Source organism: Hyphomicrobiales bacterium, from assembly GCA_039989895.1.
GTDB lineage: Bacteria > Pseudomonadota > Alphaproteobacteria > Rhizobiales > JACESI01 > JACESI01.
In genome coordinates, this window is the sequence record JBDXGY010000004.1 from 269385 (window position 1) to 286346 (window position 16962).

At 46.7% G+C, this 16962-nt stretch carries 15 protein-coding genes; 10 read left to right on the top strand and 5 right to left on the bottom strand.

The features are described from left to right. The first annotated feature begins 121 nt into the window (after nucleotides 1–121). Genes ABJ081_04620 through ABJ081_04635 form a run of 4 tightly spaced genes read left to right on the top strand, consistent with a single transcriptional unit; the run spans nucleotide 122 to nucleotide 4708 of the window. On the top strand, nucleotides 122–1327 hold the full coding sequence (locus ABJ081_04620; GenBank protein ID MEP6355946.1) for a glycosyltransferase family 4 protein: 1206 nt from the start codon (nucleotides 122–124) through the stop codon (nucleotides 1325–1327). 41 nt (nucleotides 1328–1368) lie between these two features. Next, entirely contained in the window at nucleotides 1369–2823 is a 1455-nt protein-coding gene (locus ABJ081_04625) for a lipopolysaccharide biosynthesis protein (GenBank protein MEP6355947.1), read from the top strand. Then, a complete protein-coding gene (locus tag ABJ081_04630; GenBank protein ID MEP6355948.1) occupies nucleotides 2820–3575 on the top strand; it encodes a hypothetical protein in 756 nt (251 codons plus the stop codon). Before ABJ081_04625 ends, ABJ081_04630 begins: the two co-directional genes overlap by 4 nt. Continuing rightward, the gene (locus tag ABJ081_04635) at nucleotides 3572–4708 is read left to right on the top strand and encodes a glycosyltransferase (protein ID MEP6355949.1); all 1137 of its coding nucleotides are present in this window, start codon (nucleotides 3572–3574) and stop codon (nucleotides 4706–4708) included. Before ABJ081_04630 ends, ABJ081_04635 begins: the two co-directional genes overlap by 4 nt. A gap of 89 nt (nucleotides 4709–4797) precedes the next feature. Here the strand turns inward: ABJ081_04635 and ABJ081_04640 are convergent, their stop codons facing one another. From ABJ081_04640 to ABJ081_04655, 4 genes are all read right to left on the bottom strand, one after another. Next, nucleotides 4798–6555 carry a sigma-54 dependent transcriptional regulator gene (locus tag ABJ081_04640; protein ID MEP6355950.1) on the bottom strand — a complete coding sequence of 586 codons (1758 nt, stop codon included), beginning with the start codon at nucleotides 6553–6555 and terminating at the stop codon, nucleotides 4798–4800. Between the two features lie 61 nt (nucleotides 6556–6616). Beyond that, on the bottom strand, nucleotides 6617–8995 hold the full coding sequence (locus tag ABJ081_04645; protein ID MEP6355951.1) for a response regulator: 2379 nt from the start codon (nucleotides 8993–8995) through the stop codon (nucleotides 6617–6619). Between the two features lie 244 nt (nucleotides 8996–9239). Then, a complete protein-coding gene (locus tag ABJ081_04650; GenBank protein MEP6355952.1) occupies nucleotides 9240–11069 on the bottom strand; it encodes a sugar transferase in 1830 nt (609 codons plus the stop codon). Nucleotides 11070–11074: 5 nt separating this feature from the next. Further along, nucleotides 11075–12148: a glycosyltransferase gene (locus ABJ081_04655; protein ID MEP6355953.1), complete on the bottom strand. Its 1074-nt coding sequence runs from the start codon at nucleotides 12146–12148 to the stop codon at nucleotides 11075–11077. Between the two features lie 478 nt (nucleotides 12149–12626). Here ABJ081_04655 and ABJ081_04660 point away from each other — a divergent pair, with 478 nt between their 5' ends. Genes ABJ081_04660 through ABJ081_04670 form a run of 3 tightly spaced genes read left to right on the top strand, consistent with a single transcriptional unit; the run spans nucleotide 12627 to nucleotide 14042 of the window. Next, entirely contained in the window at nucleotides 12627–12917 is a 291-nt protein-coding gene (locus ABJ081_04660; GenBank protein ID MEP6355954.1) for an STAS domain-containing protein, read from the top strand. 33 nt (nucleotides 12918–12950) lie between these two features. Then, nucleotides 12951–13313, top strand: a complete 363-nt coding sequence (locus ABJ081_04665; protein ID MEP6355955.1) for a hypothetical protein — start codon at nucleotides 12951–12953, stop codon at nucleotides 13311–13313. Between the two features lie 33 nt (nucleotides 13314–13346). After that, a complete protein-coding gene (locus ABJ081_04670; GenBank protein MEP6355956.1) occupies nucleotides 13347–14042 on the top strand; it encodes a hypothetical protein in 696 nt (231 codons plus the stop codon). 52 nt (nucleotides 14043–14094) lie between these two features. Here the strand turns inward: ABJ081_04670 and ABJ081_04675 are convergent, their stop codons facing one another. Next, on the bottom strand, nucleotides 14095–15207 hold the full coding sequence (locus ABJ081_04675) for an AAA family ATPase (GenBank protein ID MEP6355957.1): 1113 nt from the start codon (nucleotides 15205–15207) through the stop codon (nucleotides 14095–14097). 264 nt (nucleotides 15208–15471) lie between these two features. Between ABJ081_04675 and ABJ081_04680 the strand changes: the two genes are divergently transcribed. The 3 genes from ABJ081_04680 (at nucleotide 15472) to ABJ081_04690 (ending at nucleotide 16962) form a co-directional block, all read left to right on the top strand. Continuing rightward, entirely contained in the window at nucleotides 15472–15678 is a 207-nt protein-coding gene (locus ABJ081_04680) for a cold-shock protein (protein ID MEP6355958.1), read from the top strand. Between the two features lie 178 nt (nucleotides 15679–15856). Next, nucleotides 15857–16327, top strand: coding sequence for a cytochrome c (locus tag ABJ081_04685; GenBank protein ID MEP6355959.1), 471 nt, complete (start codon nucleotides 15857–15859; stop codon nucleotides 16325–16327). Between the two features lie 5 nt (nucleotides 16328–16332). Next, nucleotides 16333–16962: a cytochrome b/b6 domain-containing protein gene (locus tag ABJ081_04690; protein MEP6355960.1), complete on the top strand. Its 630-nt coding sequence runs from the start codon at nucleotides 16333–16335 to the stop codon at nucleotides 16960–16962.

Below are 16962 nucleotides of genomic sequence, written 5' to 3' on the forward strand. Positions count from 1 at the left end.
CTCACCCATCACATATGAGAAAATATGGCGAATTATCGCGTCTTGGCACCAACCTTGCGTCTTATGCGCGAGAGCATGAGTGCCTATTCGCACCACAATGAGCAAAATGGACTAATATCAAATGAAGACAATTGGATACATAGTGCCAAGTTTCCCCGTTTTATCGGAGACATTCATCGGTAATGAAATCCGCGCTATGCAAGCTCGCGGACACAAGGTCGTGCTGATTGCTTTTAAACAAGAGGATGGCCCAGCCCAACCAGAAGACTTTCTACTAGCGGCCACAGCAACATATCTCAATCATGTTCCAAACAGTCGAGCAACCAATGAGATTAAGTATCCTTCAAAAAATGCGTCCAAAGCGCTGTCATTTATTTTTGCACAAAAAACGTTGCCGCGTTATTCGCTGTTTGGCAACGCGCTTAAAATTGCCGCGGTTGCCCGCGAAAATGGATGCGATCATCTGCACGCCCACTCCGCTAATGGGGTTGCAGCGCACGCCATAGTTGCTGCCCGCTGGATTGGAGCAACTGTCTCTTTCGTTGGCCATGGTCTTGATGTTTACAAAGAGCCGGAAGATTTAAAGCTCAAGCTTAAATCCGCTGACATTGTCATCAGTCTTTGTGACGAGATGAGTAAAGCATTCGCCGCCTACAATGCGAAGGCACAAGTTGCCATGGTGCCTTGCGGCGTCAACACACAGCGCTTTTATCCAGCAGCCAAAAATAAAGCTGATAATGACAAACTCATATTTGTCGGCCGGCTGCGTCACCGTAAAGGGGTTGAAGATATCCTTGAAGCGGCAACGCGTCTTGGTGATCAATGTCCCAAAATCGATATCGTTGGTGATGGACCTTTGCGTGACACACTTGAAAAGCGCGCCAATGAAAATGGCCTTCTAAAAACAAAAATTACCTTTCTTGGATTTCGTCCCACATCATGGATTGCATCGAATGTCCCTCATTACAAAGGCATTATCCTCCCATTCAAAGCATCACGTGATGGTATGCACGACACCAGATATTTGGTCATCAAAGAAGCAATGGCCATGGGTCTGCCAATCATCACAACCTCTCTTAAAGAAATTTGTGAAATCATCACTGATAATACCGGCCTTCTAATTGAGCCGGGCAATCCACATCAGCTCTCACAGGCAATCGTTAAACTCATGTCGCTTGATAATATGGAACGCGAAGCACTGAACGCAAACGCACATACACGCGTAAAAACGCATTACTCACTCGACACACAAGCCCGCGCGCTTTCCGGTTTATTTGAAATGATAGAGCCATCAAAACCCCGCGACAAAGTCCGTGAAGCTTCTTGATGCGAGGTTTTTTTAACAAAATCCCAGCTGCAGGCTATTATATGGCGAGCATTGTGCTCACCAAGGGCTTCAGTCTGCTAACAATTCCCTTGATGACCAATTTCGTCAGCCCTGCTGACTATGGACATCTCGATGTGGTCGTCAGCTTTATGGAATTCCTAGGCCTCATCTTTGCCTTAGGCCTTGCAGACACCCTCTTTCGCTTCGCATCCAATCAAAAAAATGCATCCAAGCAATCTCAAATAGCTGCTGAAATCATTGGTACTGGCATCATACTCGCTGTTCTGTTGGGCATCACCGTTCAGTTATTCGTCCCTGTATTTTTGGCAAGCTTACCGATTGAATTTGGTGAAGGCGCTATCCGCGCGGGCTTTTTTGCTGCAACACTCTCCGGTTTAATCGCTTTGCCACTCGCGTGGGTTCGCCTTAAGAACCAACCTTTCTTATTCTTCATCTTCACAGCGATGCGAGGGTTTCTTCTCGCCCTTTCCACGGTCAGCGTGGCATGGGCTGGATATGATATTGAAACCATCCTCTACACCAATGCAGTGGTCGACATCTTAATCGCCACAATCATTTTAAGCTCCATGATCCGCAGCACAGGCGTTTCTTTCCACCTGGCAGCTTTCAAACGCACATTCAATTATGGTTTGCCTCTTGTAGGCGGCTCACTTGCCATGTTCGCGCTTGGTGCATTAGACCGCTGGTTTTTAGTGGGAACTGTATCCAATATTTCGCTTGCCCACTATGCTGTTGCAACAAAACTCGCGCTTGCAGCCCCTCTCTTGATGCAACCCTTTAGTCTGTGGTGGTTTGCGCAGCGTTATGAAATTCTCGCACAACCGCAAGGGCGTGAACGCGTTGCAAGCATTATCAGTGTTGGATTTGTCATCTTGTTCTTAAGTGCCGCCATCATCAGCCTTGCAGCGCCGCTGTTCATTCACATCACAATGCCAGCAGAATATATGAAGGCTGTCGTCTATCTACCGTGGCTTGTGGCTATCACCGTGCTCAATGAAAGCAATGGTCTGCTCAATTTAGGTGTTTACCGCAAAGACCACGGTTATCTGGTTATGACAATAAACTCGGTCGCCGCCATAGTCGCCCTTGTTGGATATTGGATAGCGATTCCAACCTATGGGATTGCAGGTGCCATCGCCGCAACATTGCTCGCACAAAGCGTTCGACTATGTCTGTTCTTATTACTTGGCCAAAAAGAGATTGCCATTCCCTATGCGCTGGGCCGCATCTCAGCAATAGGGCTGCTCACAGCTTTGATCATTTCAACCGCTCCTCCAGCGACGGATAAAATAGCGCTTATCCTTTGGACAACTGTCGGTCTTTGCGCCATTGCTGCAAGTGCCTTCCTGACACGGCTTATCCATTTTGACATATCCATTTTGAAAAATACAAAACAGCAAACACAGGAAGCTGCAAAAGATATTTTGTGGAACCCTTTAGATGATAATATTTCCTTGAGAGGAAAAATATCATGACCAAAGGTTTTACATTACGCAGCTGGGTCAAACAGCGCGAACATCCTCTTGCTAGATTGATCTACAAATGCGCTTACACCGCGAAGAAGGCATCAATGCCCGTCATTCCCGGTCTGCATAAAACACTCTATCGCCTGCACTGCGGCACCCGCGATCTATGGCGCAATTTTTTGCGCGTTGTTTATTATACGCCAATGTTTCAAACACAACTTGAACAGCCCGCAAAAAGATTGTTTTTGGAAAAAGCCATGCCCTTGGTTCTTGGTCCTTTAAAAATCACCATCGGCGATGATTGTGACATTTTTGGCGCCACCACGTTTAACGGACGCAGCAACGGCGACATCCAGCCGGAACTCATCCTTGGTAATAAATGCGGTATTGGTTGGCAGGTTACCATTGCTTCAGGCACGAAAGTCGTATTCGGCAACAATGTGCGCTTATCAAAAAAATGCTTTCTTGCCGGCTATCCCGGCCACCCGATAGACCCTGTTGCCCGTGCACGCGGTGATGCGGATACACAAGATCAGATCGGCGACATCATTTTGGAAGATGACGTGTGGTTGTGTAGTGGCACTGTAGTGAACGCAGGCGTCACCATCGGACACGGCACCATCGTTGCTGCAGGCAGCGTCGTCACAAAAGACCTGCCGCCCATGGTGCTTGCGGGTGGTGTGCCCGCCCGCGTTATCCGCCCCATCAATCCAGATGAAAATAAAAACACTCTCACAGCTGAAGAGGCTTCAATACGATGAAACACGATATGGTCATTTTTGGCGAAGACTGGGGACGGCATCCAAGTTCAACGCAACATCTGGTAAAGCGTCTCGCAGGCGATCGCAACATGCTTTGGGTCAATTCTATTGGCATGCGCCGTCCGCGTTTCAACCGCGAAGACATGCATCGCTTATTTCAAAAAGCCCATTCGATGACCGTAAAACATCTTGTTCAGCCGCAGCGTGAAAACAGCAATATTGTTCCTGAAAACATGCGCGTTCTCTCACCTGTTGCCATTCCATTACCCGGCAATCCACTTGCAGCACGTTTCAATAAAAAAGCACTGTCTTCGCAAATCCGAAAAGAGATGAAGAGTGCAAAAATATCAAAACCAATTCTTTGGTGCTCATTACCAACAGCAGTTGTAGCCTGTGATACGCTCGATGAGCGCAGCGTCATTTATTATTGCGGGGATGACTTCAATTCTTGGCAAGGTGTGGATCATGGGCCTGTCATGGAAGCAGAAAGACGCCTTGTTGAACGCGCTGACCTTGTGATTGCCTCTTCTGAACATTTAGCAGATCGCTTTCCTCGTGAGAAAACTATGCTCATTGAACACGGCGTCGACCATGACATTTTTTCGACCCCTGCACCGCGCCCAAAAGATATGCAATTCGACGGACCAATAGCTGGTTTCTTCGGCTCCATTGGCGACCGAATTCATGTTGATCTGATCGCACAAGCCGCCGAGAAACTAAGCCATTGGCATTTTGTGATGATCGGCCCAATCCAAACAGATTGCTCGCGTCTTCAAGCCTGTAAAAATGTGCATTTTTTAGGTGAGCGCAGCCACGAAGAGCTCGCTGGTTATGTACAAAACTGGGATGTCTCTCTGCTGCCATTCCGTCAAGGACCAGACATGGATGCAAGCAACCCGCTAAAAATGCGCGAGTATTTTGCAGCAGGCACACCAGTCGTCGCCACTCGCTTCAAGGCCCTAAAACGCTATGAGCAATTGGTGCGTGTTACAGAAGATGAAAACGACTTCACACGAGCGATTGAAAAAGCACTGCACGACAAACAATACAACCAACTGCGCCGCGATTTTGTTGCCCACGAAAGCTGGGATGCACAGGCAAATAAAATTGAAAGCGTGATCGAGACACTATGACTGTCTAAAATATCCTTACTCGGATTTTTAGTAGTGCTTGTGAAACTCGCGATGTTGCTGTTCAAATTTGAAATTGGTCAGCGCTGCTTTTAAGCAGCCTCTTCATCTTCACCTGCGCGGAGCTTAACATCAGCCGCCGCCCATGATTGTACGCGCCGATAAATTGTCGATGGACTAACATCAAGAGCACGCGCTGCTTTTGGAATAGAGCCATCGCAAATGCGGATTGCTTCTTCAATAGTCTCACGAATGACATGATCAAGTGCTGTAATATCAGCACGGGTTTTCGTACGCAAAAGATGCTCTTCCTCGCCGCCAAGCACTGGCTGAGCATTGTGTATTTCATCCTGCCCATAGGGTTCGTGTACTTTTTTAGCAACAGGATAAGCACCACCAATCAATTGATCTGTAACTGGATTTCCTGTTTCTGCTTGATAAGCAATAGGAGGCGATTGTTGAGATGCCTCTCTCGACATCATTGGCTCAAGGTGCGCATCAACCGGCAAAGCGGGCGCAGCATAGATTGGCATAGGCATTGTGGCGAGTGTTGGGTTTTCTAAATGAAGAGCTGATGGTCCAGCCGTTTGACCGATGGTCGCAAGCTCCACTGGCAGCATGGTCCGATCGATCAATCCACCCGCGTTCATCACCACCGTATTGCGCACCAAATTTTGCAGTTGGCGCACATTGCCCGGCCAGTGATAGGCCATAAGCGCCATTTCAGCATCATGAGCAAACCCTGCGAATGATTTCCCATCTTCAGCAGAGAATAGTTCGAGAAAATGATTGGCTATCAGCAGCACATCATCACCGCGATCACGCAGAGGCGGCAAGATAATTGGCACTACATGCAAACGATAAAACAGGTCTTCCCTAAAACGGCCTGCCTGCACTTCAGCCATAGGGTCGCGATTGGTCGCACAAACGATACGCACATCCGTGGATAGAACAACATCATCACCAACCCGTTGCACGGTACGCTCTTGCAAAAAGCGCAATAGTTTCGATTGCAGCGAGAGGTCCATCTCGCAAATCTCGTCCAAAAATAATGTGCCACCATGGGCCCGCTGAGCCGCACCCTTGCGGTCACGCGTCGCACCCGTAAAAGCGCCTTTCACATGACCAAAAATTTCACTTTCTAAAAGATCGCGTGGGATGGCGGCGCAATTAAGGGTCACCAGTGGACCATTTTTGCGGCCTGATAACTTATGCAGTGCCTCGGCACAAAGCTCTTTACCCGTTCCGCTTTCACCACGCACAAAAGCTGTGGCATCAGAACCGGCTGCATTTTGTAATGTTTGATAGACCGTCTGCATAGCAGGCGAACGACCAACGAAGCTCACAAATTTATCGCGGTGTAATTCTTCCTGTATTTTCTCGATTTTTGCAGTCAACGTGCGCCGCTCTGTAGCGTTGCGAACCGTGACACGTAGTCGCTCAGCAGTAAACGGCTTCATAATGAAATCAGCCGCGCCCTCACGCATGGCATCAACGGCAAGATTCACCGAAGCCTGCCCTGTGATGATGATGATATCTGTTGGCACATCGCGCTCGCGCAATTCTTTCAGCATCTCAATGCCATTCATATCCGGCAGATGAACATCAAGAACAGCAACATCAGGCGGGTTTTGCGCAATGATATCCATCGCCGCCTGCCCTGTTTCTACACAGGTAATCTCATGGCCTTCAGACTTCAAATAAGCTTTATAGGTTTCGGATAGTGCGAAGGAATCTTCAACGAGTAAGACGTGAGAGCACTTTTGATTTGCGTCTATTGAATGATTATTATTGTCTTCCAGCACGCGTTCACTCAGTGGGGTGTCATCGCACCCCTTCCCATATTGCACTTTCACTCACGTTAAAAGTAAACGAACAGGGTTAAGAGGAGGTGAAAATATGTGGAGGGCTTCACCCCGCCTTCCTGTCTGGGAAAAACACGTTTTCATTGAGCATATGCTCAACATGCGACAAGGAGGCTACACCTCCTTCTTGCAAGGAGCGGGCAATTTTGATCCGCTTTGCGGCACTCTTAGCTGTTTCTGCTTGAACCGCAATTTCTGCCACCTGCTGCACACCGAACTGAGAGAACAAGCCGACAAGGCGGTGCGCGACAGAGGCAATCTGTTCATCATCTTTATCCAAGATCGCTCCATCCAGTTTTTCAAGCTGTTCAACGGCATTCTTTTGAAATTTATCAAACAACATCATGAAATCATCATAGCCTAGAGATTCGGCCATATCAGCCAAGAGAACAGCGTCGAAATGCTCTGGCTCAAAGGCCTTTACCTTTTCCTTCTTGGGTTTAACGGTTCGTTTTTTATTGGGCTTTGCTTTTTCAAGCGCGCGCACAGCATCGGCCACAGCCACATCGGAGGCCACACCGGACAAAACCTTCTTCAGATCACTCATCCGCAATGGCTTAATAAGATAATCACTCATACCCGCTTCGAGCGCCACTTTGCGCCGGCTTTCAAGGGCTTGAGCAGTGAGCGCTATGATTGGTGTTTCACCAACCGCACCCTTAATTTCGCGGATCGCCTCAGTCGCCTCAATACCGTTCATAATCGGCATTTCCAGATCCATCAAAACGACATCAAAAACGCCATCATCCATCGCTTTAACGGCCTCTTGTCCATTGACTGCCGTTTGCACCTTATGACCTAGATTTTCCAACATGGTTTTAATAACCAGCTGACTTGCTGGCGTATCTTCTGCAACCAAAATGCGTAGAGATGGCATGTCTTCGCTAAAATCAGGTTTTTCAGATTTGAGCGGCGCAATTTTTTTCACGCTTGTTTCATCAAACACAAGTTCGAAACTGACTTTCGTACCTTGCGTGCGGGTATGGTCGAAATCAATCGAACCTTCCATTAATTCAACAAGCTTGCGACAGATAGCAAGGCCAAGGCCAGTGCCGTTATTTGATAGTCCTTCACGGTGGGGCACAGCCCAAGTGCGGTCTTTTTCAAAAGGCTCAAACAGTGAATTACGCAATACCTCAGGAATGCCTGGCCCCGTATCCGCAACGAAGAAGCGCATATGTACCCGCCCCTTCACCCGCTCAATCATTTCGACACCGACTTCAATCGTGCCCTCTTCCGTAAATTTCGACGCATTGGACAAAAGATTGAGGAGCACCTGCGAGACACGGCTAAAGTCACCTACGACCGCTCTTGGCAAATTCTTTGGCAAGGATGAAACAATTTCAACACCCTTAGCACGCGGCAAATTCCTTGACATTTCTACTGTAGAATTAATCATTTGAGGCAAATCAAACGGTGCTTCATCTAATTTGTAATGACTTGAATCAAGGCGCGCAAAATCCAAAATATCGTTGATCAAGGTCAACAAATGGTCCGCTGACTCACCAATGCCTGCGGCATATTTCTTTTGTATTTTATCAAGCTTCGTATCTGAAATAAGGTCTGACATACCTACAATTGCATTCATAGGCGTACGAATTTCATGGGATATCACCGCCAAAAAATCTGATTTTGCACGGCTTGCCTGTTGCGCCTTAACCGCCAAGTTCCACATTTCAGATGCTTTATTTTCAAGATCTTTTTGCGCCTCGATGAGAGCCATCTCGCGATCTTTAAGTTCGGTCACATCACTAACAAGAATAATGCGGGTACCATCAACACGCTCAGATATTGTGATGGTCAGCCAACGCCCATCCGCCATAGGCATGGCAATCGGCTCGGCATTTGCTTTCTGCCAACCTTCCATAATCTCATCAAAAACATCGTATTCTTCCACATCAAGAAATGACTTTTTGCGCCGTGCCTTGCGCATCAAACTGCCAAAAGAAACACCTTCGTTAAAGTCATCAATCAGATCAGGGAATAAGTTTATGAAAGGCGTATTGAAGAAAACAAGATCTTCACGCGTATCAAACCGCGCATAACCTTCAGTCACACTTTCAAGAGCATCTGCCAGAAAATCAGCTGTTTTATCGTCTTCGCTCGTGTCAGATGCGCCTTCTTTATCTTTCACCGCAGGTTGAGCAGATGATGTAACCACCGCGACCAATGTCATCGCAACAAGAAGAAGTGCCGCAAATGGCTGAATAAACGAATAGCTTTGCGCCACTTTCATTATCTCACTTTCAAGCGGAATGAACATGGGAACAGCGAGCAAAGCGCCTAACAACAATGCCAAGGCACAAAGCCCAACAACGCGCCAAGGTTTAGAATGCCGCGTTTCGACAATCTCCTGTGACATGGCGTCTTCAGACGGGTTATTTTGTGATTTGCTGTCTTTTGAAATCTGGTCTTTTTCGTTCATCTTGCGCTCCAGGCATATAAACCGAACGCCAATGAATTATGAAAGACGTCCGGCAGGAAGGAATACCGGACGCCAATCTTTAATGAAAATGGTTAGGGAAGTGTCACCGAAGCCGCAAAAGCATCATTGGGAGGGTAGATGCATAAACTCGGTGGCACAAATTAGCCTTCTAATAAGAAAACTAGCCCCAACATTTTCTCAAAGCACTTCTACGCTACCATTAAGGCTGCAATGAACTTTCGGTTTATTGTCCTTTGCCGAGGATCACGACCGCAAAAGTTCTAAAACAGATAGAAATATCAGTCTTCATCCATTCCATGAGCCTGCCTAATCTTGTAGCATACACATGATCGTGAAGCACCTTTTGTCTTACGTCTTCCACACATTCGTCATATCCCACCATAACTTGGGCTAGACCAGTGATACCAGGGCGAATGCCGTAAGTACGTTCTGAATAAAAGGGAATTTCTCTTTCAAGGCGGCCAAAAAAGATCGGTCTTTCAGGGCGTGGACCGACGATGGACATGTCGCCTTGTAATACATTTAGACACTGCGGAATCTCATCTAGTCTCGTTTTTCTCAAAAAATTCCCAACACGCGTGATTCGGTTATCATTTTTCTTGGCCCATATCGCGCCAGTCGACTTTTCAGCATCAATGGACATGGTGCGAAATTTAAACAGTCTGAACAATTTTGATTGGGTTTCGGTGCGTGCACCAACACGCAGCTGGCGATAAAATATAGGTCCAGCTGAGTCCATTTTGATAGCAAAAGCAATGAAAGGAAACAAAACCACAAAACCAATCAAACAAATGCTTGCAATCAAGATATCAAAAAGACGCTTGCAGGCACGGGTTTCAGAACTGATGAACCCCATTTCCAACTCAGCCTCTTCACGAACCTCAGCTTTGTTATATCCCCCCATATGAAAGAGATATCGCGCCCCACCAATAAGACCAGCCATATGCCCTGCAGCCAAATATGCGATAGGATGCATAGGCTTAGGCAGGCATTCAAGATTGTCTTGCAGTTGTAGTAGCCCCATTGCCACTAAAAGAGCCATTCCCGTTAAAGGCAATCCATAAAAAGCCACACCTTGCATTGTCAAAACAAAGCTTGTCACAGCCATCAGCACTAATAAAAAGGGAACCAAAGCTCTTAAGACTTTGCCAGATGCAAAAACAGCTGCGACATGAGGTCTTTTCCAGTTAAAAAGAGCGGTCAAGCGCATCATCTGCTGCATTGCGCCTTGTGAAATACGCAACCGGCGCTGAAAATCTTGACTTGAATTTGTTGGCTCAAGTTCACGCACCACAACCGCCGTATCATAAACAGTTCGGTAGCCTTGAGCTACGATCCGCATGGGTATGACAAAATCATCATTGATGGTGTCAGCTTCCAACGGTTCGTATAGGCGGCCGCGTATAGCATAAAAAGCACCATGCGCACCCATCATCGCTGCAATTGTGTTTTCATCACGCTTCAAAGCAATTTGAAAATCCCAATAGGCACGCTCCCCATTTGAGGCCGGCGCATCAAGCCGATAAGCACCGCTGACAACGCCTATTTTCTCATCGACGAAATGGCCTGCAAAGCGTTTCAAAATATTTGGTTCAACAACAGACGAAACATCGCTAAAGACCACGATGTCAGCGTCAATATGGCGCATGACTCTATTCAAAACCGCCGTTTTACCAGTATTTTGGGTATATTCCCTAATGTCGATATCAATCGTAGATACATCCGCTATAGCGGCCTTGGCATTGGCCAGTGTTAGATCTGTTGAACCATCGGAAGCTATAATGATGCTAAGCTTATCTGCTGGATAATCGAGCTGGCTCAAGTTTTTTATCTTACCAGCAATATATTTCTCTTCATTGTAAGCTGGCACAACTATCGCGATGCTTGGCAAATCTTTATCTGCAGGTATCATCGGTATAACCGGCACAGGTGTGCGCACCGCACGGACAAGGCGCGCGCCATATCTGGTCAACAAAGGAAAAACAATGTGGTTATAAACCACAAAGACTAAAGCCGCCCAAAAGACTAAAGCCGGGATAGTGCTACTTATCATTAGTATTAGGCCTTCACCAATTTCGCATAAGACGAGAGCGTCTTAGTCCAACTGAAGTTTTCAGCCACAAATGCACGCGGCGACGGCAGTTCTTGATCACGCAACATATCCAGCAACACCACAGCCAGTTCTTCCGGATCTTCAGGAGTAACAACCCGTCCAATATCAGGACAAACAGCATCGCGAACAGACCCAACATCCGTTGCAACCACAGGCACACCGCATGATTGAGCTTCCAAAATGGTCAAAGGCAAGCCTTCCGCACGGGATGGCAAACATAAAACGTCAAAGGCAGAGTAAATTTCTGATGTTTCAGCAACATTTCCAACAAATATCACTTGATGTTCAATGCCAAGCGCTTTGGCCTTCTCTTTAAGTTTATTCAACTGGGTGCCTGCGCCGACAATCACACAAACAACACCCTCCGGCAGGCCTATCATGGCATCTAAAAGAACATCATGGCCTTTCACCAATTCCAAACGGCCAACCGCACCAATAACCGGCGCATTCACCGGAATATTCCAGCGCTGGCGCACTTCGGCTTTATCTTCTGGCGTAAATTTTTTTGTATCAACACCATTGTTAATCACGCGAACATCTTTAGAGCCGGTGATGGCAGATATCGTATCAGCCGCAGTCATAGACACACCAACAATGCGTGGACGCACCAGAGAACACACAGCCTGCGTCAACATCCGTCTACGTGGATGAGCATAATGCCATACATCATGCTCGACATGAGCTATAACAGGAACTTGGGCCAATCGTGCCGCCAGGCCACCATATATAAGAGGACCAACATGATGGGTGACGACCGCATGTGGCTTAAGTTGTTTGAAAGTACTGCGCAAACTTAGCAATAAGGATGGATTAATGCCTGCGCCTTTGGAAAATCCGCGAATTTGTTTCGCATAGGGTTCCATTTCCGGCCATGTGTGCAAAATCTGTTTGCGTGTGCCTTCCAGACTGAATATCCGATTATCGCCTGGCAACTGACTGGCCAGATCACGTACCATCAATTCGATCCCGCCTGGCGTCATGCGCTGCACAACATGGATCGTGCCTTTTCTAATACTCATATCCTTCAAACTCCAAATAGCTCATTTCAGATACCTCTTCATCTGAATTGAAGCGGCTCCTTTGGTGCAGGTATTTTCCGATACATGGAGTAATGCCCGCGCTAACATATGAGCAATGCTCGTGCCAACTTTGGAACTTGGAACAATTTTATTTCAAAAATAAATAACCTAAAACCGCACTATTCGGCCGTTCAAATGAAAATGTTTCACGCCAATCTGTTTTTATAATTGCTAAATGCAAATGCTAATTAGAATTCACAGATAAGATTTTTTGCAATTTGCAAAGCACGATTTGCAAAAGACTCTTTTCTATTCGCAAATTGCAAAAAAATTCGCATTTTCATCATTTTACCGCCATCAATCATTCGAAAATGCGCATTTCCAGCCCAAATACCTCCGTAAAATTAGGCACGGCCCTTGCTGATAAAGAACTTGATGGGAAAAACCATCTGATCGAAAAATGTTTGGGGAAATGGAAATGTCCAGAGTTTTAAAAATTGAAGATGATATGGATGCGGCAACAATGGCCGACATGCGTGAGATATTTGATAAACTAGCCGATACGCAAGAAAACGTAGAATTAGATATGAAAGGCGTCGAGTTTATTGATAGCTCCGGGGTAGGCGGCCTTGTCTTTCTTTATAAACGTCTACTTTCTTCAGGCTTCAAATTGACAATTCATAATATCAGCGGACAGCCTTTACGGCTTCTAACGCATCTGCGGATGCAAGGATTGATTGCATCAAATCAAGAAGGTGTTGCGGCCTAAGCCTCCTTCCGGTGCGCCTACGCTCTATTTGATATGAAACCACGCCACACCATCACCTCACCTGCTTTACTAGCGCTGGCTGTCTTTATGACAAGCTTGGTGATGATGCTTGATGTCTTATCACAGGGACAAGCGTTGGCTACGGATAATTTAGCAACCATTTCTCCAGTCAGAACAGACGATAAAACGTTAAAAAACAAAGAAATAAGCTTTGTTAATGCCCTCAATAAGCCAATTGCGACAACAATTCAAAATCAGCAGAAATTAGCCACATTAATGCCCGTCGTTCGACCAGACGGCACGGTTTATATGACAGACAGATCACAATTCGCATGGGGCAAAGTACAAGGCCCCATATCAGGCACATCACCGATTGTCGCCTTGAGAGAGAGTTGAAAAAATGTATCGAGTAAAAAAGAGGTTGGGAAAATGAATGCCAATTTATTGAAGGAAGTAGAAGACATTCATACGCGCACTTTTGGCCAAGGTGCGCGAACCATTGGTGTGACCAGTCCACAAACCCAAAGCGGTGTCAGCACACTTGCCAAATCATTGGCCAAACGTTGCGCTTCCTCAGGCCAAAAAGCCCTGCTGATGGATATCTCGCGCGAAGCGGATGATCCCTTTATGCCAAATGAGGCCGATCTTATCGGTAAAACAAGCAACGGACAGGAAATCTGGCGGACATCCGAAGGCTACGACATCCTTGCTCTCAACCCTGCCAAAGGCGATCAACACGGCTTTCGCGATGCGCGTGAATTGCAAGAAATGCTGAAAAGCGAGCTTGAAGGTTATCAGCAGATTGTTGTTGATTTACCCCAAGTAGAAAATACAGATAAAGCACCAGTTTCTGGAAACGTTGCCGGTGGTGTTGATGCGGCTGCTTGTGATGCTGTGGTCTTGGTTTGTCGCACCTATGCTGTAACCCGTGCAGCCATTGAAACAGCGGTAAAAAACCTGACTAAAAACGACGCCAAAATTGCCGGTCTCGTCATGAACGATCAAAATGCGCCTACTTTGCAACAAGAAATGCTCAAAGAATTCAGCCGCAAAAAATGGTTTTTACCCAAGAGCATAAGGCGCTATCTTGAGAAGAAGTCCTCACCTCATCGATCGCACCATTGATAAAATTTCACTTCACAGAGTGAAACTCATAAAATATTGAAATTAATCAGCTTTATCGCACAAGAGTGAGCGTTTCCGCAGCCCTTGTGATGCCTGTATAAAGCCAGCGATCGCGATGTTCGCGGAATGCTCCGCTCTCATCAAACAACACCAGATGATCCCATTGAGAGCCTTGGCTTTTATGCACTGTCAAAGCGTAGCCATAGTCAAATTCATCGGAACGGCGACGTTTGGGATAGGGCAGTTTTTCATAAGTGCCTTGAAAAAACTCGGGCGCCACTGAAACCGCCACCTTTTTAGCAAGCACCTCGTCATCCGGCTCGACATCAAGTCGCAACATACCTTTGCGCGGTGAACGGGATGCAGCAACACTCCACGTGCCACCATTCAAGAGGCCTTTTTTCTTGTCATTACGCAAGCAAACCAGTTTTTCACCCGCCGCCGGCCGCCAGTCACGATAACCCAAGAGTTCTCTGATGCGATTATTATAAAGTCGCCTTGTGCGGTTCATGCCAACAAGAACCTGATCTGCCTCTAAGATAACCTCGGAAGTAATATCCCCTCGCCTGATCATCCGGCTATCGCCATAGGTGCCATAATCCAGATCACGCCCCTCGCGCACATCCATAGACATGCGAATAATCGGATTATCAGCCGCCTGACGGTGCACCTCTGTCAGCATGATGTCTGGCTCATGTTCGGTAAAAAACCCACCACCTTTAACTGGTGGCAATTGCGCCGGATCACCGAGTACCAATACCGGCACCCCAAAAGACAACAGATCGCGCCCCAGCTCCTCATCAACCATAGAGCATTCATCAATGATGATAAGATCGGCCTCTGACGCCGGCGCATCTCGACGAATAGCAAAAAGCGGCTGTTCAGCCCCCTCGTCCTCTTCATCCTCGCTGGTGCCCGCAGGCCGATAAATCAGCGAATGCAGCGTCGATGCCCCCGCGCAACCCTTTTGGCGCAGCACATGGGCCGCTTTTCCGGTAAAAGCACCAAAAACAACTTCGCCATCCACGCCTTCAGCCAAATGACGCGCAAGCGTGGTTTTTCCTGTTCCCGCAAAGCCAAAAAGCCGGAAAACCTGGGAATCACGATTGGATAACCAGCGCGCAACATCGCGCAAAGCATCATCTTGTTGAGAAGACCATTTCATTAGTCCCTTGTGCCTATTTCAAGTGATTCCAGCAACACAGAATAACAAGTACTTATGTAAGTTATTAATGTTTTTTAATTACCCACTCGCCAATTAGCTGAAATTACCTTATAATTGATCATAAGACCTGTTTTGAATGACTGACAACAAGACTGACGACTAAGACTAAACTTCGCATCGCCTGACTTGAATACTCACTCCCAAGACACGGTTTAAATGTCTCTCATTTGCTAGAGGGACGCGCCATGATTGAAGGAGATTATAATGGCTAGCGGCACAGTAAAGTGGTTTAACGCCACAAAAGGCTATGGTTTCATACAACCAGATGACGGCGGATCTGATATATTTGTACATATTTCAGCAGTTGAACGAGCAGGTATGTCCACGCTCAATGAAGGCCAAAAAGTAGAATATGAACTGGAAGAGCGTAACGGCAAAACAAACGCAAGCGACCTTAAATCGGTAGACTAAACTTCCCAAAATATTTTTAAATGAGGCATCTTCAAGGTGCCTTTTTTTTGCCTTATTTAGCCCATCACGTCTTCTTGGTTGCGCCATAAACACTCTTTGCCAGACCAAATATTGACGCTGGCCCATAATTACTATGCCTCATATTTTATGATCCGAATTTTCAAAGGGATTTAGAACAATGAAACATTATTTAGTAAAAATGCTAACCTTAGCTGTTCTCTCGGCAAGTATAGTAACACCCGTTTTTGCCGATGCCATTGATGACACAATCAAAGCCCGCCAATCCTATTATCAATTGATCAAATTCAACTTCGGCCAGCTTGTTGCCATAGTCAAAGGAGAGGTTGAGTATAATGCTGAGGCCGCGCAAAATGCAGCCGATAATCTCAAAGCAATTTCAACCCTTCACATTGGTCCGCTTTACCCAAAAGGCTCTGACAATGTTGCAAAAAAGGGAAAAACCCGCGCGCAACCAAATATTTGGAGTGATTTTGCCGGTGTAAGTGAAATAGGCGGGAAATGGCGCACAGCGATAGGCGACCTACAAACTGTTGCAAGCAATGGCAAAGACGCTCTCGCACCGGCCGTTGGCGCCCTTGGTGCACAATGTAAAGCCTGTCATGAGAAATACCGCGCCAAAGACTTCTAAGACCTATGGCGCCCAACAAGCAACGACAACAAACACCCGCGCCAACCAGCCTTGATGGCAAGCTTAAGCTTGCTAAAATTTGGGATCTTCCAAGTCGCCTGTTTCACTGGCTATTGGCCGTATCAGTCATGATCGGTTGGTATTTGGGTGAATATCGCACGTTCAGTAATATTGATTGGCATATGTATCTTGGACAAGCGACCGGCTGGCTCTTGGCTTTTCGGCTCTATTGGGGGTTTTATGGTCCGCCATCGGCACAATTCAAGAATATAGTCCCACATCGCACAGAATTAGTTGCTTATATCAAGCGCATAAAACGCCGCACCCCAAGCGGCATCCAAGGCCATAACCCGATTGGTGGGTTGTCGGTTGTTGCCCTTCTTATTGTCTTGTCCATTCAAGTCACAACCGGATTTTTTGCTGAAGATGACGGCCTGTTCGCCTCAGGCCCCATGTCAAAATACATCGATAGCAGTTGGGTTCTCTTTGCCAATAAAATTCATTACCAATCATCTCGCATTATATTGATACTGATTGTTTTGCATTTTGCCGCCATTACCTTTTATCATCTATGGAAACGGGAAAATCTATTCTGGCCAATGATAACCGGATGGAAATGGGTGCGGAGAAAATGA